This is a genomic window from Streptomyces sp. NPDC038200 (assembly GCF_055600785.1).
Window position 1 is genome coordinate 314,313 of sequence record NZ_JBVJYH010000009.1, and the last position, 23,881, is coordinate 338,193.

Annotated in this window: 1 protein-coding gene; it reads left to right on the forward strand. The window is 73.9% G+C overall.

The genetic code is table 11. From position 1 onward, the window contains the following. The first annotated feature begins 40 nt into the window (after nucleotides 1-40). Nucleotides 41-23,878 (forward strand): non-ribosomal peptide synthase/polyketide synthase, encoded by a 23,838-nt coding sequence (locus ACZ7KF_RS21225; protein ID WP_471077015.1) that lies wholly within the window; start codon nucleotides 41-43, stop codon nucleotides 23,876-23,878. Nucleotides 23,879-23,881: the final 3 nt, after the last annotated feature.

The following is a 23,881-nucleotide window of genomic DNA, read 5'->3' on the forward strand; positions in this document are numbered from 1 at the left end:
CCCTGCGCCCACGCCTGCCCACACTTCTGGAGGTACCCCCATGTCCCGTCGCGACGGCGACGCCCTTCCCCTGACGGCGGCCCAGCGTGAGATCTGGCTCGCCGAGCAGCGCGCGCGGACAGCGGTCGACGCCTACCGCATCGGCGACTATCTGGAGGTCCACGGCCCGGTCGACGCGGCGCTCTTCGAGACCGCGCTGCGCCGGGTGGTCGACGAGATCGACGCGCTGCACGTGACGTTCGCCGACGACGGGCAGGAACCGCGACAGGTCGTCCGCGGGACATGGGACTGGGCACCCGAGCTGCTCGACCTGAGCGCCGAGCCGGACCCCCGGGCGGCGGCCCTGGCGTGGATGGCCCGGGACCGCATGCGTCCACTGGACCTCGCGCGCGATCCGCTCTTCAGCTTCGCGCTGATCAGCCTGTCGCCCGCACACCACCTCCTCTACCAGAACTACCACCACCTGGTGATGGACGGATTCGGCCTCTCCCTCGTCCGGCGGCGGTTCACGCGGACGTACACGGCGCTGGCCGCGGGCGCTCCGGTCCCGCCGTCGCCGTTCCGTTCGTTGACCGAGCTGGTCCGCGCCGACGCCGACTACCGCGCCTCGGAACAGTTCACCTCCGATCAGGCGTACTGGGCGGAGCGGCTCGCCGGCCAGGCGGAACCCACGCGGTTCACCGGCCGGGCTCCGCGCGACGGGAGCGGCCCGCACGCCGCGGTGGAACCGGCGGTGCTCCCCGTGGACGCGCTGCGAGCGGGGACGACGCAGAACGAGATCCACTGGTCCCGTCCGCTGATCGCGGCGGCGGCTCTCTACGCACACCGGCTCACCGGGGACGGGGACGTGCTGATCGGCCTCCCCGTCACCGGACGCGAGGGAGCCGGACGCACGCTGCTGACCACGCCCGGAAGCATGGCGAACGTGGTGCCCCTGCGCCTGCCGATGCGGCCGGACACGCCGTGGCACGACCTCGTCGCCCAGGTGGCACGGGAGGCCGACGCGGCCCTCGCGCACCAGCGCTACCGCAGCGAGGATCTGTTCCGGGACCTCGGCGTCCCCGGTTCCCCCGGGGCGACGTTCCCGCTCGTCGTCAACATCATGGTCTTCGACTCCGCGTCGAGCTTCGCCGGGCACCCCGCCACGCTGCACTACCTGCTCCCGGAACCGACCGCCGGGCTGGCCCTCTGGGTCACCGGCCGGCGGGGAGACGACGAACTCCGGGTCGAACTCAAGGGCGCGCCCGGGACCTGGGGCCGGGACGAACTCGCCGCCCACCAGCGGCGGCTGATCGCGCTCCTGGACACCCTCACGGACCGCGCACCGCAGGGGCCGGTCGGCCGGATCGGCCTGCTCCGCGCGGACGAGGAGCGTGCGCTGCTGACACGGGGCACCGGCACGGTGACCCGGGCCCGCACCGAGAGCCTGCCGGAGGTGTTCCGGGCGCAGGTGCGGACGGCACCCGACGCGGTCGCGGTGGTGGGGCCGGACGCGTCCCTGACGTATGCGGAACTGGACGCACGGGCGAACCGGCTGGCGCACGCCCTGATCGCCCGTGGGGTGGGGCCGGAGCGGCTGGTCGCGGTGGCCCTGCCGCGCTCGGCGGAACTCGTGGTGTCGATCCTCGCGGTACTCAAGGCCGGGGCCGCGTACGTCCCGGTCGACCCGGAGTACCCCGCCGCCCGCATCGGGTACATGCTCGACGACGCTCGGCCGGTCCTGGTGGTGACCGACACCCGTGTCCGGGAGCGGCTGCCCGAGGCCGGTCCCGCCGAGCGGCTGGTGCTCGATGAACCGGAGACGGCCGCGATGGTGGCGGGCCGTCCGGCGACGGACCCGCGGGCGGCCGTCGCTCCGGAGCATCCGGCGTACGTCATCTACACCTCCGGGTCCACCGGGCGGCCCAAGGGAGTGCTGGCGACCCACGGCGGCCTGCTCAACCTGTTCGCCGACCAGCAGCGGACCTTGTACCCGCCCCTGCTCGCCGAACGACAGCGGCTGAGGGTGGCCCTGACCACGTCGGTCTCGTTCGACGCGTGCTGGAACCAGTTGCTCGCCCTGTTCGCGGGCCATGAGCTGCACGTCCTGGACCAGGCGACGTGGACCGACCCCGACGCCTTCGTCGCGTACGCCGGGCGCTGCCGGCTCGACTTCGTCGAGGCCACTCCGTCGTACCTCCGCGTTCTGGTCGCGCAGGGGATGCTGGACGATCCCCGGTGGCGTCCCGCCATGGTCGCGGCGGGCGGGGAGGCCGTCCCGGAGCAGCTGTGGGAGCGGTTGCGCTCGGCCGACGGGGTGTCCTGCCTGAACTTCTACGGCCCGTCCGAGTGCACGGTGAACTCGGTCGTCGCGCCGCTGGCGTCGAGCCCGCGTCCGGTGATCGGCCGGCCGGTCGGCAACACCCGCCTGTACGTGCTGGACGGCGCGTTGCGGCCGGCGCCCGCGGGTGTGGCGGGTGAGCTGTACATCGCCGGCGCGGGCCTGGCACGGGGCTACCTGAACCGGCCGGGCCCGACCGCCGAGCGTTTCCTGGCGGACCCGTTCGGGCCGGCCGGCTCGCGGATGTACCGCACCGGCGACCTGGTGCGGTGGGATCCGGACGGGAACCTGGAGTTCCTCGGCCGCACCGACGACCAGGTCAAGGTCCGGGGATTCCGGATCGAACTCGGCGAGATCGAGGCCGTGCTCGTCGAGCACCCTCAGGTCGCGCAGGCCGCCGTGCTGGTGCGTACCGAGGAGGACGCCCGGCTGGTCGCCTATGTCGTGCCGGCGCCCGGTGCTCCGGTGGCCGTGCCGGCGCTGCGCGAGCACCTGCGCGAGCGGCTGCCGGAGTACATGGTGCCGACCGCGTTCGTGATGCTGGACGCACTGCCGCTGACGCCGAACCGGAAGCTCGACCGACGGGCCCTGCCGGCCCCCGAGAAGGCGGTGGCCGCCCCGGGCCGTGCGCCGCGCACCGCGACCGAGCACGTGCTGGCCGGACTGTTCGCCGAGGTGCTCGGGGTGGCCGAGGCCGGGCCGGAGGACAGCTTCTTCGACCTCGGCGGGCATTCGCTGCTGGCGACGCGGCTGGTCGCCCGGGCGCGGTCGGCGCTGGGGGTGGAGCTGAGGCTGAGCGACCTGTTCGACGCGCCGACGGTGGCGGAACTGGCGGCGGCGGTGGACGGCGCGGACCGGGCCCGGCCGGCGCTGGGACGGCGTGAGCGGCCCGAGGCGATCCCGCTGTCCTTCGCGCAGCGCCGGTTGTGGTTCCTGCACCGCATGGACGGACCCAGCGCCACGTACAACATCCCGCTGGCGCTGCGGCTGTCCGGCGACCTCGACCAGCGGGCCCTGGAAGCCGCTTTGGCGGACGTGGTCGAGCGCCACGAGTCTCTGCGCACCGCCTTCCCGGTGGTCGACGGCGTGCCGTGCCAGCGGGTGCTGGACCTCGACGAGGCACGGCCGCGTCTGCGGGTGACCGAGGTCGGCGAGGGCGAGCTGCCGGACCGGCTGGCACAGGCGGCCCGGCACGGTTTCGGGCTCTCCGAGGAGCCGCCGCTGCACGCCGAGCTGTTCCGGCTGGGAGCCGATGAGCACGTACTGCTGCTGGTGGTGCATCACATCGCCGGCGACGGCTGGTCCATGGGTCCGCTCTCGCGGGACCTGGCGACCGCCTACGCGGCACGTTCCGAAGGAGCGAAGCCGGAGTGGTCACCGTTGCCGGTCCAGTACGCCGACTACACCCTGTGGCAGCAGGAGCTGCTCGGTGAAGGCTCCGACCCGGACAGCCTGCTGAGCGCTCAACTGAACTATTGGAAGCGTCAGTTGGCGGGCCTGCCCGAGCAGGTCGAGCTGCCGTTCGACCGCACCAGGCCGGCGGTGACGTCCCACCGGGGCGCCCTCCTGCCGGTGCGGATCGACGCCGAGCTGCACCGGGGTCTGCGCGCGCTCGCCCGTGACGGCGGGGCCAGCCTCTTCATGGTGCTCCAGGCCGGCTTGGCCGCCCTGCTGAGCAAGCTCGGCGCGGGCACCGACGTCCCGGTCGGCACGCCGATCGCCGGACGCACCGACGAGGCCGCGGACGACCTGGTCGGCTTCTTCGTCAACACCCTGGTGCTGCGCACCGACCTCTCCGGCGACCCGTCGTTCACCGAACTGCTGGGCCGGGTGCGTGCCGACGCGCTGGCCGCGTACGCCCATCAGGACGTGCCGTTCGAGCACCTCGTGGAGGCTCTGAACCCGACCCGGTCGCTGGCGCACCACCCCCTGTTCCAGACCATGCTCGCGTTGCAGAACGCGCCGCTCGGCACGTTCGACCTGCCGCGGCTGCGCGTGGCGACCGACCTGGTCCACACCGGGACGGCCAAGTGCGACCTGACCTTCATGCTGACCGAACAGCCCGGCGCGCACGGGCTGTCGGGCCTGGTGGAGTACAGCACCGACCTGTTCGACGCGACCACCGTGGAGGGGATCGTCGATCGGTGGCTGCGGCTGCTCCGTGCCGTGGTGGCCGATCCCGGCCGGCGGATCGGCCAGGTGGACGTGCTGTCCGCCGACGAGCTCCGCGCACTGTCGCCGGCCGCCGTCGGCCGGAGCGGGGAGTCGCCGGACACCAGCATCACCGCGCTCTTCGAGCAGCAGGTACGGGCGAACCCGGCGGCGGTCGCCGTGGTGAGCGGCGAGGTCTCGCTGACCTACGGCGAGTTGAACGCCCGGGCCAACCGGCTCGCGCACCACCTGATCGCCCGGGGCGTGGGGCCGGAGCAGCTGGTGGCGCTGGCCCTGCCGCGCTCGGCCGAGCTGGTGGTGGCGGTCCTCGCCGTGCTCAAGGCGGGAGCCGCCTATGTTCCGGTCGACCCGCAGTACCCCGCCGCCCGGATCGCCTACCTGCTCCGGGACGCCCGGCCGTCACTGCTCGTCACGACGGACCTGATCGGCGAACTGCCGGGCACGGACGCGGTGGACCGGCTGCTGCTGGACGCCACCGACCTGGGCGGGCTGCCGGACACCGACCCGGAGGTCCCCCTCGATCCGGGCCACCCCGCCTACGTCATCCACACCTCCGGGTCCACCGGCGACCCCAAGGGCGTCGTGGTCCCGCACCGGAACGTGGTGCGGCTGTTCGGCACCACCCGGGAGCTGTTCGGCTTCTGCGCCGAGGACGTCTGGACCCTCTTCCACTCCTACGCCTTCGACTTCTCGGTGTGGGAGCTGTGGGGCCCGCTGCTGCACGGCGGCCGTCTGGTGGTCGTGGACCACCAGACCAGCCGCTCGCCCCACGCGTTCCTGGAGCTCCTCGCCCGGGAGCGGGTGACGGTGCTCAACCAGACGCCGTCCGCCTTCTACCAGCTGATGCAGGCGGACGAGGAGGCACCGGAGACCGGCCGTTCGCTCGCCCTGCGCACCGTGGTGTTCGGCGGTGAGGCGCTGGAGCACGCCCGGCTGACGAGCTGGTACGAGCGGCACCCGGACGACGCGCCGCTGCTGGTCAACATGTACGGCATCACCGAGACCACCGTGCACGTGACCCACGCCGCGCTCGACCGGTCCGGCACCGCCGCCGGCGGGATCGGCACGGCCGTCCCGGACCTGCGCACGTACGTGCTGGACGCGCATCTGCGGCCGGTGGCCCCGGGCGTGCCCGGGGAGTTGTACGTCGCGGGCGCCGGGCTGGCGCGCGGTTACCTGCGCCGGCCCGGTCTGACCGCCGGACGCTTCGTGGCCGACCCGTTCGGGCCGGCCGGTGCCCGCATGTACCGCAGCGGTGACGTGGTGCGCCGGTGTGCGGACGGCAGCCTGCGGTTCGTGGGCCGGGCCGACGACCAGGTGAAGGTCCGCGGCTTCCGGATCGAACTCGGCGAGATCGAGACGGCGCTCGCCACGCACCCCGGTGTCGCCCAGGTCGCCGTCCTGGCCCGCCAGGACCGGGCCGACGACACCCGGCTGGTCGCCTACCTGGTGCCCGCCCCGGGGGCCGTCCCGCGCTCGGCGGAACTGCGCGAGCACCTGCGGGAACGGCTGCCGGAGTACATGGTGCCGGCCGCGTTCGTCACCCTGGAGAGCCTGCCGCTGACCGGCAACGGCAAGCTGGACCGACGTGCGCTGCCCGCCCCCGACCTCGCTCCGGCGCACACCGGCCGCGCGCCGCGTACGCCCCAGGAGCAGATCCTGTGCGAGCTGTTCGCAGAGGTCCTCGGGGTGGCCGAGGCCGGCGTCGAGGACAGCTTCTTCGACCTCGGGGGGCATTCGCTGCTGGCGACCCGCCTGGCCGCCCGGGTCCGCGCGACCCTGGGGGTGGAGCTGGAGCTGCGCACCCTGTTCGAGACCCCGACCCCGGCCGGCGTGGCCTCCGCCCTGACAGGTGCCCGCCAAGCGCAGCGGGCGCTGGTGCCGCACGCGCGCCCCGAGCAGATCCCGCTGTCGTTCGCGCAGCGGCGGCTCTGGTTCCTGCACCAGTTGGAGGGTGCCGGCGCGGACTACCACATCTCCCTGGCCTGGCGGCTGTCCGGACACCTGGACCGCGGGGCCCTGGAAGCCGCCCTGACGGACGCGGTGGCCCGGCACGAGACCCTGCGCACGGTCTTCCCGGTGGTGGACGGCGTGCCGTACCAGCGGGTGCTGGACGTCGTGGCGGCTCGCCCGCGGCTGGACGTGAGCCGGGCCGCCGAGGCCGGGCTGCCGGACCTGCTGGCGACCGCGAAGGCCCGGCCGTTCGATCTGGCGGTGGATCTGCCGCTGCGCGTCGAGCTGTTCGAGCTGGCGCCGGACGAGCACGTGCTCCAGGTGGTGCTCCACCACATCGCGGGCGACGGCTGGTCGCTGGGCCCGCTCGCACAGGACCTGACCGCCGCCTACGCGGCGCGCTGCCGTGGCGAGGAGCCCCGGTGGGCGCCGCTGCCGGTCCAGTACGCCGACTACACCCTGTGGCAGCACGAGCTGCTCGGCGAAACCACCGACCGGGACAGCCCGTTCGCCCGCCAGTCGGCCTACTGGGTGGAGCAGTTGGCCGGTCTGCCGGAGCAGATCCAGCTGCCCGGTGACCGGCCCCGCCCGGCGGTCGCCTCGCACCGGGGCGGCTTCGTGCGTGCCGGGCTGGACGCGGAGCTGCACCGTGGTCTGCGGGAGCTCGCCCGCGCACACGGGACGAGTCTGTTCATGGTGCTCCAGGCCGGGCTGGCGGCGCTGCTGAGCAAGCTCGGCGCGGGCGACGACATCCCCCTCGGCAGCCCGATCGCCGGCCGGACCGACCAGGCGCTCGACGAGCTGGTCGGCTACTTCGTCAACACCCTGGTGTTCCGTACGGACACCTCCGGCGATCCGACGTTCGCCGAGCTGCTGGGGCGGGTGCGGGACACCGCGCTGGCCGGGTACGCCCACCAGGACCTGCCGTTCGAGTACCTGGTGGAGGCCCTCAACCCGGTGCGGTCGCTGGCGCACCACCCGCTGTTCCAGGTCATGCTGGTGCTGCAGAACGCGCCCCGGGCGGACTTCGCCCCGCCGGGGCTGCGCGTCGGCGAGGTGGAGCTGACCACGAGCGCGTCCAAGTTCGACCTGGTCTTCTCGCTGTCCGAGCGGCACACCGGGGACGGTTCCCCGGACGGGATCGACGCGTTCGTCCAGTTCGCGAGCGATCTGTACGATCCGGCCACCGTCGAGACGATGGTCGCGCGCTGGGTGCGGCTGCTGAGGGCGGCCGTCGCCGACCCGCTGCAGCGGCTCGGCCGTGTCGATCTGCTCTCCGGCGAGGAGCGCTGCGCGCTGCTGCCCGCCGCCGGGAGCGGGGCGGGCACCGCCAGTCTGCCGGAGATGTTCGCGGCGCAGGCCGCGGCGACGCCCGAGGGTGTCGCCCTGGTCTGCGAGGGAAGCGAGTTGACGTACGGCCAGTTGGACGCGTGGGCGAACCGGTTCGCTCATGCGCTGATCGCGCGGGGTGCGGGTCCGGAGCGGATCGTGGCGGTGGCATTGCCGCGGTCGGTGGAGTTCGTGGTGGCCGTCCTGGGCGTCCTGAAGACGGGAGCCGCCTATCTCCCGGTGGATCCGGCGTATCCGGAGTCGCGGATCGCGTTCATGCTGGAGGATGCGCGGCCGGCCGTGGTGGTCGACGATCCGGCGACGGTGGCCGACGTGTCCGAGTGGCCGGACACCGACCCTGCCGTCGCGGTGGACGCCCAGCACGCGGCGTACGTGATCTACACGTCCGGCTCGACCGGACGGCCCAAGGGTGTGGTGGTGAGCCACGCGGGCTTGCGGGGAATGGTGGCCGAGCAGGTCGAGCGGCTCGGCATCGACGCGACCGGCCGGGTGCTCCAGTTCTCCTCCCCCAGCTTCGACGTCTCGCTGTGGGACCTGTGCGGAGCCCTGCTCACCGGTGCCGCGCTGGTGCCGGCACCCGCGGCCGAGCCGGTCTCCGCACTGACCGATCCGGACCTCGCTCTCACCCATGCGACGGTGCCGCCGTCCGTGCTGGCGGCGCTGTCGCCGGACGCGGTGACCGTGCCGACGCTGGCCGTCGCGGGTGAGGCGTGCCCGCCGGAACTGGTGGCACGCTGGGCGCCGGGGCGCCGGATGATCAACGCGTACGGTCCGACCGAGACGACGGTCATCGCGACGATGAGCGAGCCGCTGTCGCCGGGGCCGGGCGTGCCGCCGATCGGGCGTGCCGTCGCCGGGTTCCGGACGTACGTGCTGGACCAGCGGCTGGGCCTGGTGCCGCCGGGCGTGACCGGGGAGCTGTACGTGGCCGGCCCGGGCCTCGCCCGCGGCTACCTGAACCGGCCCGGGCTCACCGCCGGGCGGTTCGTGGCCTGCCCGTTCGGCACCGCGGGTGAGCGCATGTACCGCACCGGGGACCTGGTGCGCCGACGCGCCGACGGGCAGTTGGAATACCTCGGCCGTGCCGACGACCAGGTGAAGGTGCGCGGCTTCCGGATCGAACTCGGCGAGATCGAGACGGCGCTGGCCGAACACCCGCAGGTCGCTCAGGTCACGGTGATCGCCCGGAAGGACCAGGCGGAGGACACCCGCCTGGTCGCCTACCTGGTGCCCGCCCCCGGCGCCGAGCTCCGGCCGCAGGAGCTGCGCACCCGTCTCGGCGCCTGGCTGCCGGACTACATGGTGCCCGCCGCGTTCGTCGTCCTCGACGCCCTGCCGCTGACCGCCAACGGCAAGCTCGACCGGCGTGCCCTGCCCGAGCCCGAGTTCACCGGGTCCCGGGCCGGCCGGACGCCGCGCACCCCGCAGGAACAGGTGCTGGCCGGGCTGTTCGCCGAGGTACTGGGCCTGGCACAGGTCGGCGTCGACGACAGCTTCTTCGACCTGGGCGGACACTCCCTGCTGGCCACCCGGCTGGTGGCTCGTATCCGGGCGACCCTGGACGTCGAGCTGGCGCTGCACACCCTGTTCCGGACCCCGACGGTGGCCGGGCTGGCCGCCGTTCTGGGGGGCGCCGACCGGGCCAGGCTCGCCCTCGGGCGGGTGGAGCGGCCCGCCCGGGTACCGCTCTCGTCCGCGCAGCGGCGGTTGTGGTTCCTGCACCAGCTGGAGGGCTCCGGACCGGTCTACAACATGCCGCTGGCGTGGCGGCTCTCGGGACCACTGGACCGGGCGGCCCTGGAAAGGGCGCTCGCCGACGTCGCCGACCGGCACGAGAGCCTGCGCACGCTCTTCCCGGCCGCGGACGGCGTGCCGTTCCAGCAGGTCCTGGCACCCGGGGCGGTACGGCCGAAGCTGCGGGCCACCCCGGCCGACGACTCGGAGCTGCCGGAGCTGCTGGTGGCGGCCGCGGCGCAGGGCTTCGACCTCGCCGCCGAACCACCGCTGCGCGCCGAGCTGTTCGAGGTGGCACCGGACGCGCACGTCCTGCTGGTGGTGGTCCATCACATCGCCGGTGACGGCTGGTCACTGGGCCCGCTGTCGGCCGACCTGGCCACCGCGTACGCGGCGCGCCGCCGTGGCGAGGAACCGCAGTGGGCGCCGCTGCCCGTGCAATACGCCGACTACACCCTGTGGCAGCACCGGTTGCTCGGTGACGCGGCCGACCCGGACAGCCTGTTCGCCCGCCAGACGGCGTACTGGACGCGGACGCTGGCGGGTCTTCCGGAGCAGATCCGGCTGCCTGCCGACCGCCACCGTCCCTCCGTGCCCTCCTATGCGGGCGGTCACCTCGCGGTCGAGCTGGACGCCGAGCTGCATGCCGGACTGATCCGCCTGGGCCGGGAGCACGGGGCCAGCGTCTACATGGTGCTGCAGGCCGCGCTGGCGGCCCTGCTGGACAAGCTCGGCGCGGGCACGGACATCCCCGTCGGCGGTTTGATCGCCGGCCGGACCGACCAGGCCCTGGACGACCTCGTCGGGTTCTTCGTCAACACCCTGGTGCTGCGCACCGACACCTCGGGCGACCCGACCTTCGCCGAGCTGCTGGGACGGGTCCGGGAGAACGCGCTGGCGGCGTACGCGCACCAGGACCTGCCGTTCGAGCACCTCGTCGAGGCACTCAACCCGGCCCGGTCGCCGGCCCGCCAGCCCCTGTTCCAGGTGCTGCTCGCCCTGCAGAACGTGCCCCGGACCGAGTTCGCCCTGCCCGGTCTGAGCAGCGAGATCGTGCTGGTGCGGACGCCCACGGCGATGTTCGACCTCTCCGTCCACCTGCTGGAGCGCGGCGGCACCGGCGGACCGGCCGGGGGCATCGTCGGGCGGGTCGAGTACAGCACCGACCTGTTCGACCGTGCCACGGTGGAGGGGCTGGTCGCCCGGTGGCTGCGCCTGCTGGCTTCGGTGGTCGCCGAGCCGGACCGGCCGCTGAGCCGGATCGACGTCCTCGCCGCCGAGGAGCGGCACGAGCTGCTGGTCGTGCGCAACGACACCGCCGGCCCGGCTCCCGTCGCCGGTCTGCCGGCCCTGTTCGAGGAGCGGGTCCGGGCGACCCCGGACGCCCCGGCAGTGGTGTTCGAGGACACCGCGCTGACCTACCGGGAGCTGAACCGCAGGGCCAACCGCCTGGCGCACGCGCTGATCGCGCGCGGGGTGGGGCCGGAGCAGGTCGTCGCCCTGCGGCTGCCGCGCTCCACCGAGCTGGTGGTCGCCGTCCTCGCGGTGCTCAAGACGGGTGCGGCGTACCTGCCGGTCGACCCGGACTACCCGGCCGCCCGCATCGCGTTCATGCTGGAGGACGCGCGTCCGGCCGTGGTGCTCGACGACCTCGCGGCCGTCACCCCCGTCGAGGAGCAGCCGGAGCACGATCCGGCCGTCGCCGTGGACACGCGCCACCCGGCCTACGTCATCTACACTTCCGGCTCCACCGGCCGGCCGAAGGCCGTGGTGATGCCCGCCGCCGGGCTGCTGAACCTGCTGGCGTGGCATCACGGGGCCGTCGGTGGCGAACCCGGCACGCGCACCGCGCAGTTCACCGCGATCAGCTTCGACGTCTCGGTGCAGGAGATGCTGTCCGCACTGCTGTACGGCAAGACCCTCGTGGTGCCGACCGAGGAGCAGCGCCGCAGCGCCGAGCTGTTCGCCCGCTGGCTGGACCGGCACGCCGTCGAGGAGCTGTTCGCGCCCAACCTGGTGGTCGAGGCGCTGGCCGAGGCCGCCGAGGAGGCCGGACTGGAGCTGCCGGCCCTGCGGCTGATCGCGCAGGCCGGCGAGGCGATGCGGCTGGGCGGTGCGGTACGCCGTCTCCAGGCCCGGCGGCCGGGCCGGGTGCTGCAGAACCACTACGGCCCCGCCGAGACCCATGTGATCACCGCCTACCCGCTGCCCGCCGACCCCGCCGACTGCCCACTGCCGGTGCCGATCGGCCGGCCGATCGCCAACTGCCAGGTGTACGTCCTCGATGCGGCCCTGCGGCCGGTCGCCCCCGGTGTGCCGGGCGAGCTGTACCTCGCCGGGGCGGGGCTGGCCCGCGGCTACCTGAACCGGCCCGGGCTCACCGCCACCCGGTTCGTCGCCAACCCGTACGGTCCGGCCGGCGCACGGATGTACCGCACCGGTGACCTGGTCCGCTGGCGCGCCGACGGCGAGCTGGAGTTCGGGGGCCGTACGGACCACCAGGTGAAGGTCCGGGGGGTCCGGATCGAGCCGGGCGAGATCGAGGCCGAGCTGGCCACGCATCCGGGTGTCGCCCAGGTCGCGGTGCTCGCCCGGGCGGACCGGCCGGACGAGACCCGGATCGTCGCCTACGTGGTGCCCTCGGCCGGGTCCGGGGCGACGGCTGCGGCGCTGACGACGTACCTGCGCGAGCGGGTGCCGGACCACCTGGTGCCGTCGGCGTTCGTGCTGCTGGATGCGTTGCCGCTGACGGCGAACGGGAAACTGGACCGTGCGGCGCTCCCCGCGCCCGAGCCGGACACCGCCGGGAACGTCCGCGCGCCGCGCACCCCGCAGGAGCAGATCCTGTGCGAGTTGTTCGCCGAGGTGCTGGGCCTGCCCCGGGCGGGCGTCGACGACGACTTCTTCGAGCTGGGCGGCCACTCCCTGCTCGCCACCCGGCTGGTCTCGCGGGTCCGGGCGACCCTCGGCGTCGAGCTGGAACTGCGCAGCCTGTTCCGGACGCCGACGCCCGCCGGGCTCGCGGCCGGCCTGGACGACGCCGGCGCCGCGCGGCAGGCCCTGGTTCCCCGGCCCCGCCGCGAGCCCATGCCGCTGTCGTTCGCGCAGCGCCGCCTGTGGTTCCTCCAGCAGTTCGGGACGCCGAGCGCCACGTATCACATGCCGCTCGCCCTGCGGCTGTCCGGCGACCTCGACCGGGCCGCGCTGGGTGCCGCGCTCGCCGACGTGGTGGCCCGGCACGAGACCCTGCGCACGGTGTTCCCGCACACCTCCGGCGTTCCGCACCAGCGGGTCCTGGACGCCGCCGAGGTCACCGTCCCGCTGACCGTGCGCGCGGTCGGCGAGGCGGAGGTCCCCACCCTGCTGCGGGAGGCGGCGGTGCGCGCGTTCGACCTGACGTCGGAACCGCCGTTGCGGGCGGAGCTGTTCGCGCTCGCGCCGCGGGAGCACGTACTGCTGCTGGTGCTGCACCACATCGCCGGCGACGGCTGGTCCATGGACCCGCTGGCCCGCGACCTCGCCTCGGCCTACGCCTCCCGGCGGGACGGTGCGGCGCCCGACTGGCCCCCGCTGCCGGTGACGTACGGCGACTACACCCTGTGGCAGCACGAGATCCTCGGCGACGAGGACGACGCGGGCAGTGTCTTCGCCCGCCAGGTCGCCTACTGGACCGAGGCGCTGGCCGGGCTGCCCGACCAGCTGCACCTGCCCGTCGACCGGCCGCGTCCGGCCGCCATGTCGTACCGCGGTGACCTGCTGGACGTGCGGATCGACGCCGAACTGCACGCGGCCCTGGTGGGGTTGGCGCGGCGCACCGGGACCAGTCTGTTCATGGTGCTCCAGGCGGCCCTCGCCGCGCTGTACACACGGTTGGGCGCGGGCACCGACATCCCGATCGGGAGCCCGGTCGCCGGGCGTACGGACGAGGCGCTGGACGAGCTGGTCGGCTTCTTCGTGAACACGCTGGTGCTGCGCACCGACACGAGCGGCGATCCGACGTTCACCGAACTGCTCGGCCGGGTGCGGGAGACCGCGCTGTCGGCGTTCGCGCACCAGGACGTGCCCTTCGAGCACCTCGTGGAGGTGCTGAACCCCTCCCGGTCGCTGTCCCACCACCCGCTGTTCCAGACCGGACTGACCGTGCAGAACGCACCGGGCGGCGACTTCGAACTGCCCGGCCTGCGGGCCACCGGGATGGCCGTGCCCACCGGGACCTCCCGGCTCGATCTGACCTTCGGCCTGGCGGAGCGGCACGGGTCCGACGGCACGCCGGCCGGTCTGAGCGGTGCGGTGGAGTTCAGCGCCGACCTGTTCGACCGTTCGACGGTGGAGACCCTCTTCGCCCGGTGGACCAGGCTGCTGGGCGCGGTCGCGGCCGCTCCGGACCGGCCGATCGGCGGGATCGACCTGCTGTCCGAGGAGGAGCGCCGCGAGCTGCTGCCCGCCCCCGTGAGCGGGACTCCCGCATCGGACCTGCCGGAGCTGTTCGCGGCGCGGGTGGCGGCGGCACCGGACGCGGTCGCACTCGTCTGGGGCGACACCGAGTTCACGTACAGCCGGCTGAACGCGCGGGCGAACCGGTTCGCGCACGCGCTCATCGCCCGGGGCGTGGGCCCGGAGCAGATCGTGGCCGTCGCCTTGCCGCGATCGGTGGAGTCGGTCGTGGCGGTCCTCGGCGTGCTGAAGGCCGGCGCCGCCTACCTGCCGGTGGACCCGTCCTACCCCGAGGCGCGGATCGCGTTCATGCTGGACGACGCCCGCCCCACCGTGGTGATCGACGACCCCGCGACCGTGGCCGAGGGCGACTGGCCGGACACCGACCCCCAGGTCGCACTCGACGCCCGCCACCCGGCCTACGTGATCTACACCTCCGGCTCCACCGGCCGCCCCAAGGGCGTCATGGTCAGCCACACCGGCGTGGCGGGCCTGGTCGCGGCGCAGGTCGAGCGGCTCGGCGTGGCACCGGGCAGCCGGGTGCTCCAGTTCGCCTCGCCCAGCTTCGACGCCTCGTTCTGGGACCTGTGCAGCGCCCTGCTCACGGGTGCCGCCCTCGTCCTGGCCCCGTCCGAGGCCCCCCTGGAGGCCCTGACGGACCGCGGGCTCGACGTCACGCACGTGACGCTGCCGCCCTCGGCCCTGTCGGCACTCGACGACACCGACGTCACGGCCGCCACTCTGGTCGTGGCGGGTGAGGCGTGTACGCCGGAGCTGGTGTCCCGGTGGGCACCCGGGCGCCGGATGATCAACGCGTACGGGCCGACGGAGACGACGGTGTGCGCGACGATGAGCGACCCGCTCTCCCCGGGGACGGGCGTGCCGCCGATCGGCCGACCGATCGCCAACGCCCGGGTGTACGTCCTGGACGAGCGGCTGCGGCTGGTGCCGCCGGGCGTGGCCGGGGAGTTGTACGTCGCGGGGGCGGGCCTGGCGCGCGGGTACCTGAACCGGTCGGGGCTGACGGCCGGGCGGTTCGTCGCCTGCCCGTTCGGCACGGACGGCGAGCGCATGTACCGCACCGGAGACCTCGTCCGCCGGCGCACCGACGGTGCCCTGGAGTACGTCGGCCGCACCGACGACCAGGTGAAGGTACGCGGCTTCCGCATCGAACTCGGCGAGTCCGAGGCGGCCCTGGCCGAGCACCCCGACGTCGCCCAGGCCGCCGTCCTCGCCCGGGACGACCGGCTCGTCGGCTACGTGGCGGCGCGCCACGGGGCGGTCGTACACCCCGCGGAGCTGACGGCCTATCTGCGCGACCGGCTGCCGGACTACCTGGTGCCGTCGGCGTTCGTCCTGCTGGACGCGCTCCCGCTGACGCCGAACGGGAAGCTGGACCGGGCGGCGCTGCGCTCGCCCGGGTGGACGACCACGGCGGTGGGCCGGGCGCCGCGGACGCCGCAGGAGCAGATCCTGTGCGAGCTGTTCGCCGAGGTGCTGGGCGCGCCCCGGATCGGGCCCGACGACGACTTCTTCGACCTGGGCGGGCACTCCCTGCTCGCCACCCGGCTGGTCGCACGGATCCGCTCGGTGCTCGGCGTGGAGCTGGCATTGCGCACGCTCTTCCAGACGCCCACTCCGGCGGGCCTGGCCGAGGCGCTGGCCGAGGCCGGCCGGGCCCGCCCGGCACTGACGGCGCGGGTGCGGCCGGAGGCGGTACCGCTCTCCTTCGCCCAGCGCCGGCTCTGGTTCCTGCACCGCATGGACGGCACCGCCGCGACGTACCACATCCCGCTGGCGCTCCGGCTGACCGGGACGCTCGACGCGGCGGCGCTGGACGCGGCACTCTTCGACGTGGTGGCCCGGCACGAGAGCCTGCGGACGGTGTTCCCGGAGGTCGACGGCGTACCGTGCCAGCTCGTCCTGGCACCCGACGCGGCCCGGCCCCGGGTACGGTCGACCGGGGTGTCGGAGGCCGGACTGCCGGAGCGGCTGGCCGAGGCCGCCCGGCTGCCCTTCGATCTGGCGGTGGAGCCGCCGTTGCGGGCGGAGCTGTTCGCGCTCGCACCGCAGGAGCACGTACTGCTGCTGGTGATGCACCACATCGCCGGTGACGGCTGGTCCACCGGTCCGCTGGCCCGCGACCTGGCCGAGGCGTACGCCGCTCGGTGCGAGGGTCGCGCACCGGACCGGCCGGAACTGCCGGTGCAGTACGCCGACTACACGCTGTGGCAACGCGATCTGCTCGGTGACGCGGCAGACCCGGAGAGCCGGTTCGCCGAACAACTCGACTACTGGAAGCAGCAGTTGTCAGAGCTTCCGGAGCTGCTCCAGCTGCCCGCCGACCGGCCCCGGCCGGCCGTCGCCCGCTGGCACGGAGACCAGGTCGGCCTGGAGCTGAGTCCCGAACTGCACGCGGCCCTGGTGGGGTTGGCGCGGCGCACCGGGACCAGTCTGTTCATGGTGCTCCAGGCGGCCCTCGCCGCGCTGTACACACGGTTGGGCGCGGGCACCGACATCCCGATCGGGAGCCCGGTCGCCGGACGTACGGACGAGGCGCTGGACGACCTGGTCGGCTTCTTCGTGAACACGCTGGTGCTGCGCACCGACACGAGCGGCGATCCGACGTTCACCGAACTGCTCGGCCGGGTGCGGGAGACCGCGCTGTCGGCCTTCGCGCACCAGGACGTGCCCTTCGAGCACCTCGTGGAGGTGCTGAACCCCTCCCGGTCGCTGTCCCACCACCCGCTGTTCCAGACCATCCTGGCCGTGCAGAACGCGCCGATGGGCCGTTTCTCACTGCCCGGCCTGGAGGTCACCACCTACGCGGTGGCCACCGGAACCGCCAAGTTCGACCTGGGGGTGAACCTCGCCGAACAGTTCGGGCCGGACGGAACCCCGGCCGGGATCGTCGGCGTGCTGGAGTACGCCACCGATCTGTTCGAGCGGGACACCGTCGCCGCCCTCGCCCGGCGCTGGACACTCCTGCTGGAGAAGCTCACCGCCGATCCGGAGCAGCCGATCGGAACGGTCGACCTCCTGGACGCCGACGAGCGGCACCGGCTGCTGGAGCACAACAACGCGACCGCCCGCGAGGTGGGCGCCGTACCGGTGCCGGAGGCGTTCGCGGCGCGGGTGGCGGCGGCACCGGACGCGGTCGCACTCGTCTGCGGCGACACCGAGTTCACGTACAGCCGGCTGAACGCACGGGCGAACCGGTTCGCGCACGCGCTCATCGCCCGGGGCGTGGGCCCGGAGCAGATCGTGGCCGTCGCCTTGCCGCGATCGGTGGAGTCGGTCGTGGCGGTCCTCGGCGTGCTGAAGGCCGGCGCCGCCTACCTGCCGGTGGACCCGTCCTACCCCGAGGCGCGGATCGCGTTCATGCTGGACGACGCCCGCCCCACCGTGGTGATCGACGACCCCGCGACCGTGGCCGAGGGCGACTGGCCGGACACCGACCCCCAGGTCGCACTCGACGCCCGCCACCCGGCCTACGTGATCTACACCTCCGGCTCCACCGGCCGCCCCAAGGGCGTCATGGTCAGCCACACCGGCGTGGCGAGTCTGGTGACCGCCCAGATCGAGCGGTTCGCGATCGAACCCGACAGCCGGGTGCTCCAGTTCGCCTCGCCCAGCTTCGACGCCTCGGTGTCGGAGGTCTTCACCGCCCTGCTGCGCGGCGCGGCCCTGGTGCTGCCCCCGGCGGAGCCCGTCGCCGCGCTGACCGACCGGGACCTCGCGGTCACCCACGTGACCGTGCCGCCGTCCGTCCTGGCCGCCCTGCCGCAGGACGCGCTGAGCGTGTCGACACTGGTGGTGGCGGGTGAGGCCTGCGCACCGGAGTTGGTGGCCCGCTGGGCCCCGGGACGCCGGATGATCAACGCGTACGGGCCGACGGAGACGACGGTCTGCGCGACGATGAGCGACCCGCTCTCCCCGGGATCGGGCGTGCCGCCCATCGGCCGACCGATCGCCAACGCCCGGGTGTACGTCCTGGACGAGCGGCTGCGGCTGGTGCCGCCGGGCGTGGCCGGAGAGCTGTACGTCGCGGGGGCGGGCCTGGCGCGCGGGTACCTGAACCGGCCGGGGCTGACGGCCGGGCGGTTCGTCGCCTGCCCGTTCGGCACGGACGGCGAGCGCATGTACCGCACCGGAGACCTCGTCCGCCGGCGCACCGACGGTGCCCTGGAGTACGTCGGCCGCACCGACGACCAGGTGAAGGTACGCGGCTTCCGCATCGAACTCGGCGAGATCGAGGCGGCCCTGGCCGAGCACCCCGACGTCGCCCAGGCCGCCGTCCTGGCCCGGGACGACCGGCTCGTCGGCTACGTCGTCCCGCGCCAGGAGGCGTCCCGGGACAGCGGCCTCGAAGCGGACCATGTGGGCGAGTGGCGGGACATCTACGAAGCCCTGCCCATCGCTCCGGAGGAAGCCGCCTTCGGCCAGAACTTCGTCGGCTGGAACAGCAGTTACGACGCGAGCCCGATCCCGGTCGAGCAGATGCGGGAGTGGCGGGACGCCACCGTGACCCGCATCCTGGCCCTGCGCCCCCGCCGGGTGCTGGAGGTCGGTGTCGGCACCGGTCTGCTTCTCTCGCAGATCGCACCGCACTGCGAGACCTACTGGGCGACCGACTTCTCCGCCACCGCGATCGACGCGCTGGCCGCCCAAGTGGCGCGGGAGGAGCGGCTGGCCCGGCGGGTGGTGCTGCAGACCCGCCCGGCGCACGACACCGACGGGCTGCCGGCCGGGCGGTTCGACACCATCGTGCTGAACTCGGTGGTGCAGTACTTCCCGTCCGCCGACTACCTCGCGGACGTGATCGACCGGCTGATGCGGCTGCTCTCCCCCGGCGGCGCGCTCTTCGTGGGCGACGTCCGCAATCTGCGGCTGCTGCGCCCCCTGGCGACGGCCGTCCAGCTCCACCGGGCCGATGACGGCGCCGACCTGCCCTCGGTGCGCCGTGCCGTGGAGCAGGCCCTTCTGGTGGAGAAGGAACTCCTGGTCGACCCGGACTTCTTCACCGTCCTGCGCGACCGCGGCACCGTCGGTGCCGTGGCCGTGGAGGTCAAGCGCGGCCGGCACCACAACGAGCTCACTCGCTACCGCTACGACGTCACGCTGCACGAGCGGTCGGCCGTCCCGACGGCACCGGCCGCGCCTCGGGAGCTGACGTGGGGCCGCGAGGTCGCCGGCCTCGCGGAGGTGCGCGAGCGACTCGCCCGCACCGGCACGGACCCGGTGCGCGTCACCGGGGTGCCGAACCGGCGCGTCGCCCGCGAGGCGGCACTGGCGCGGGCGGTGCAGAACGGGGACGGCACACTCGCCGAACTGCTGGACCGGCTGCACGGCCCGGACCACGACGACCTGCCCGACCCGGAGGACTTCCGTGCGCTGGGCGAGGAACTCGGCCGCCGGGTGGACGTCACCTGGTCGGCCGTCGCGCCCGACGCCCTGGACGTCGTCATCGGCGGCCCCTCGCAGGACGCTCCCGTCGAGGCCTACCGGCCGCTGCGGAAGTCCGGCACCGCGCTGTCCTCGCTCACCAACCGCCCGACCGGGAGCCGCGCCGTGAACGCCCTCGTCGGCGCGCTCCGCGACCGGCTGCGCGACCGGCTCCCCGGCTACCTCGTGCCCTCGGCCGTCGTCGTCCTGGACGCACTGCCGCTGACCGCCAGCGGCAAGGTCGACCGCCGCGCGCTGCCCGCCCCCGACCTGGGGACGGCCGCGACCGGGCGGGCGCCGCGCACCCCGCAGGAACAACTGCTCGCGGAACTCTTCGCCGATGTGCTGGGGCTGCCCGGGGTCGGTGTCGAGGACAGCTTCTTCGACCTCGGCGGGCATTCCCTGCTGGCGACCCGCCTGGCCGCCCGGGTCCGCACGACCTTCGGCGCGGAGCTCGAAGTCCGCACGCTCTTCGAACACCCGACCGTGGCCGCCCTGGCGGCCCGCCTCGACGGCTCGGTCACGGAGCGGCCCGCGCTGGCCGCCCGTCCGCGCCCCGACCGGATCCCGCTGTCCTTCGCCCAGCAGCGCCTGTGGTTCCTGCACCGCCTGGACGGGCCGAGCGCCACCTACAACATGCCGCTCGCGCTGCGCCTGGACGGCGACCTGGACCGTGCGGCGCTGCAGGCCGCGCTCGCCGACGTGATCGCCCGGCACGAGAGCCTGCGGACGGTCCTGCGGGAGGCGGACGGCGTGCCGTACCAGCTCGTGCTGAGCGCGGACGAGGCCCGCCCCGAGCTGCCGGTCGTCGAGCTCGATGACGTACGGCTGGCCGGCCGGCTGGCGGAGGGGGCGCAGCGCGGCTTCGACCTGGCCGCCGAGCCGCCGATCCGCGCGGAACTGTACGCGCTCGCCCCCGACCGGCACGCGCTGCTGCTCGTGGTGCACCACATCGCGGCCGACGGCTGGTCGATGGGCCCGCTCTCCCACGACCTGGCGACGGCCTACGCGTCCCGCTGCCGGGGCGAGGAACCGCCGTGGTCCCCGCTGCCGGTGCAGTACGCCGACTACACCCGGTGGCAACGCGAGCTGCTCGGCGACGCCGCCGACCCGGACAGCCTGTTCGCCCGACAGCTCGCCTACTGGAACGAGGAGCTGGCCGGGCTGCCGCAACGGCTGCACCTGCCCGCGGACCGGCCCCGGCCGGCCGTGGCCTCCCAGCAGGGCGGCCGGCTCGCGGTCCGGCTGGACGCCGAACTGCACCAGGCACTGCGGGACCTGGCCACCGCGCACGGCGCCAGCATGTTCATGGTGCTCCAGGCCGGTCTCGCCGCGCTGCTCACCCGGCTCGGCGCCGGCACCGACATCCCGATCGGCAGTCCCATCGCCGGGCGCACCGACCAGGCGCTGGACGACCTCGTCGGGTTCATGGTCAACACCCTGGTGCTGCGCACCGACACGAGCGGCGACCCCGGCTTCACCGAACTGCTCCGCCGGGTACGGCAGAAGGCGCTCTCCGCGTACGCCCACCAGGACGTGCCCTTCGAGTACCTGGTCGAGGTCGTCAACCCGGCCCGGTCGCTGTCGCACCACCCGCTGTTCCAGATCATGCTGGCCCTGCAGAACGCGCCCTTGGGCGAGTTCACGCTGCCGGGACTGTCGACCGGCTACCTGGAGGCACCCACCGGCACCGCGCGGGTCGACCTGACGTTCAGCCTGGCCGAGCAGTACCGACCGGACGGCAGCCTCGACGGCATGGCCGGTGCGGTCGAGTACGCCACCGATCTGTTCGACCCGGGCACCGTGGAGCTGCTGTTCGCCCGCTGGACGCGGTTGCTGCGCGCGGTGGTCGCCGACCCCGGCCGCCCGGTCAGCCGGATCGACATCCTGTCCGGCGAGGAACGCCACCGGCTGCTGCACGAGTTCAACGACACCGCCGCCGAGCTGCCCGAGGCCGCCCTGCCGGAGCTGTTCGCCCGTCAGGTACGGGCCACCCCGGACGCGGTGGCCGTCGTGGCGAGCGGCACCGAGCTGACCTACCGCGCACTCGACCTGCGGGCCAACCGCCTGGCGCGGGCACTGATCCGCCAGGGCGTGGTGCCGGAGACACCGGTCGCGGTGCTGCTGGAGCGCTCGGCGGATCTGGTCGTGGCGATCCTGGCGATCATCAAGGCGGGCGGCGCCTACGTGCCCCTCGACTCGCGGTTCCCGCAGTCCCGCATCGATCTGATCCTCCGGGAGTCCGGGGCCGCGCTGGTCCTCACCGAGGACGTGCTGACCGCGCTGATCCAGGCCGAGTCGGATGCCGGCGACCCCGAAGTGGTGTGTGATCCGCGGCAGTTGGCGTATGTGATGTACACCTCCGGCTCGACCGGGCGACCGAAGGGCGTGGCCGTCACCCACCGTGACGTGATCGCCCACGCCCTCACCCCCTGCTGGCGCGAGGGCGGCCACGAGCGGGTGCTGCTGCACTCCCCCACCGCGTTCGACCTGTCGACGTACGAGCACTGGGTGCCGCTGCTCATCGGCGGCCGGATCGTGGTCGCGCCGCCCGGACGGCTCGATCTCGACCTGCTGCACCAGGCGGTCGGCGAGCATCAGGTGACCGGGCTGTGGCTGACGGCCGGCCTGTTCCGCCTGGTCGCCGAGGAGCGGCCGGACCTGCTCGCGGGGGTACGCGAGGTGTGGACCGGCGGTGACGTGGTCTCCCCGGCCGCCGTCGCCCGGGTGCTGGCAGCCTGCCCCGGCATCACGGTGGTCAACGGTTACGGGCCCACCGAGGCCACGACCCTGGCCACCTGCCACCCGGTGCGCACCTTCTCCGAACACGCCGCGACCGTGCCGATCGGCCGGCCGATGACGAACATGCGCGCCTATGTACTCGACGCCGGGCTGCGGCCGGTGCCGCCCGGCGTGGTCGGCGAGCTGTACCTCGCGGGGGTGGGCGTGGCCCGGGGCTACATCGGCCGGCCCGGCCTGACGGTACAGCGGTTCACCGCCGACCCGTACGGGCCCGCCGGGAGCCGGATGTACCGCACGGGCGACCTGGCGTGGTGGCTGGACGACGGCACGCTGGAGTTCGCCGGACGGGCCGACCACCAGGTCAAGCTGCGCGGCTTCCGGATCGAGCCCGGCGAGATCGAGGCGGTGCTCGCGAGTTGCCCGGGCGTCGCCCAGGCGGCCGTCGTCGTCCGGGAGGACCAGCCGGACGACAAGCGGCTCGTCGCCTACCTGGTGCCCGCTCCCGAAGGTGCGCCCGAATCAGGCGAGTTGTCCGACCGGCTGCGCCGCGAACTGCCCGACTACATGGTGCCGTCGGCGTTCGTCGGCCTGGACGTGCTGCCGCTGACCGCCAACGGCAAGCTGGACCGGGCCGCCCTGCCGGCCCCCGACTACGGTGCGCCGGGCGCCGGGCGCGGACCGCGGACGCCGCAGGAGCAGTTGCTGTGCGACCTGTTCGCCCAGGTCCTCGGCCGGGAGCAGGTGTACCTCGACGACAGCTTCTTCGACCTGGGCGGCCACTCGCTGCTCGCCGCCCGCCTGGTCTCCCGCGTCCGCGAGACCCTCGGCGTCGAGGTGGGCCTGCGCACGCTGTTCGAAGCGCCGACCGTGGCCGGGCTGACGGAGCGCCTGATCATGAACGATCCCGACGACGCGCTGGACGTGCTGCTGCCGCTGCGCACGACCGGGAGCCGGACACCGCTGTTCTGCATCCACCCCGGGGGCGGCATCAGCTGGTCGTACAGCGGGCTGCTGAACCACATCGGTGCCGAGTACCCGGTCTACGCGATCCAGGCGCGTGGCCTCGGCCGCCCCGAGCCCCGGCCGACGTCCTTCGAGGAGATGGCGGCCGACTACGTCAACCAGATCCGCAAGGTCCAGCCGGAGGGCCCGTACCTGCTGCTCGGCTGGTCCGCCGGCGGGCTGATCGCCCACGCGATCGCCTGCGAGCTTCAGGCGCGCGGCGAGCGGACCGCGCTGCTGGCGATCCTGGACGCCTACCCGGTGAAGGACGTGGCGTTCGAGGAGGTACCCGTACCCACGGAGCGTGACGTGCTCGTCGGTGTGCTCGACTGCAGCCCGGACGAGCTGGGCGACCGGCCGCTGACCTACGGTGAGGTCGCCGAGATCCTGCGCGAGCGGGGCAGCGCGCTGGCCGGACTGACGGGGCAGCAGATCGAGGTCGTCGTCCAGATCATGATCAACAACGCCAGGCTGGCGGTCGACTTCGTCCCCGGCAGGTTCGACGGGGACCTGCTGCTGTTCAACTCCACCATCGACCGTGACGGGAACGACGCGGGGCCCGGAACCTGGCGCCCGTACATCGCCGGCCGGATCGAGTCGCACGAGATCACCACCCGGCACGACCGGATGACCCAGGCCGGCTCGCTGGCCCAGATCGGACCGATTCTGGCCGCCAGGCTCGTCGAGGCCACCGGTGACACCCCGACCCACAACCAGGAGGACTGATTC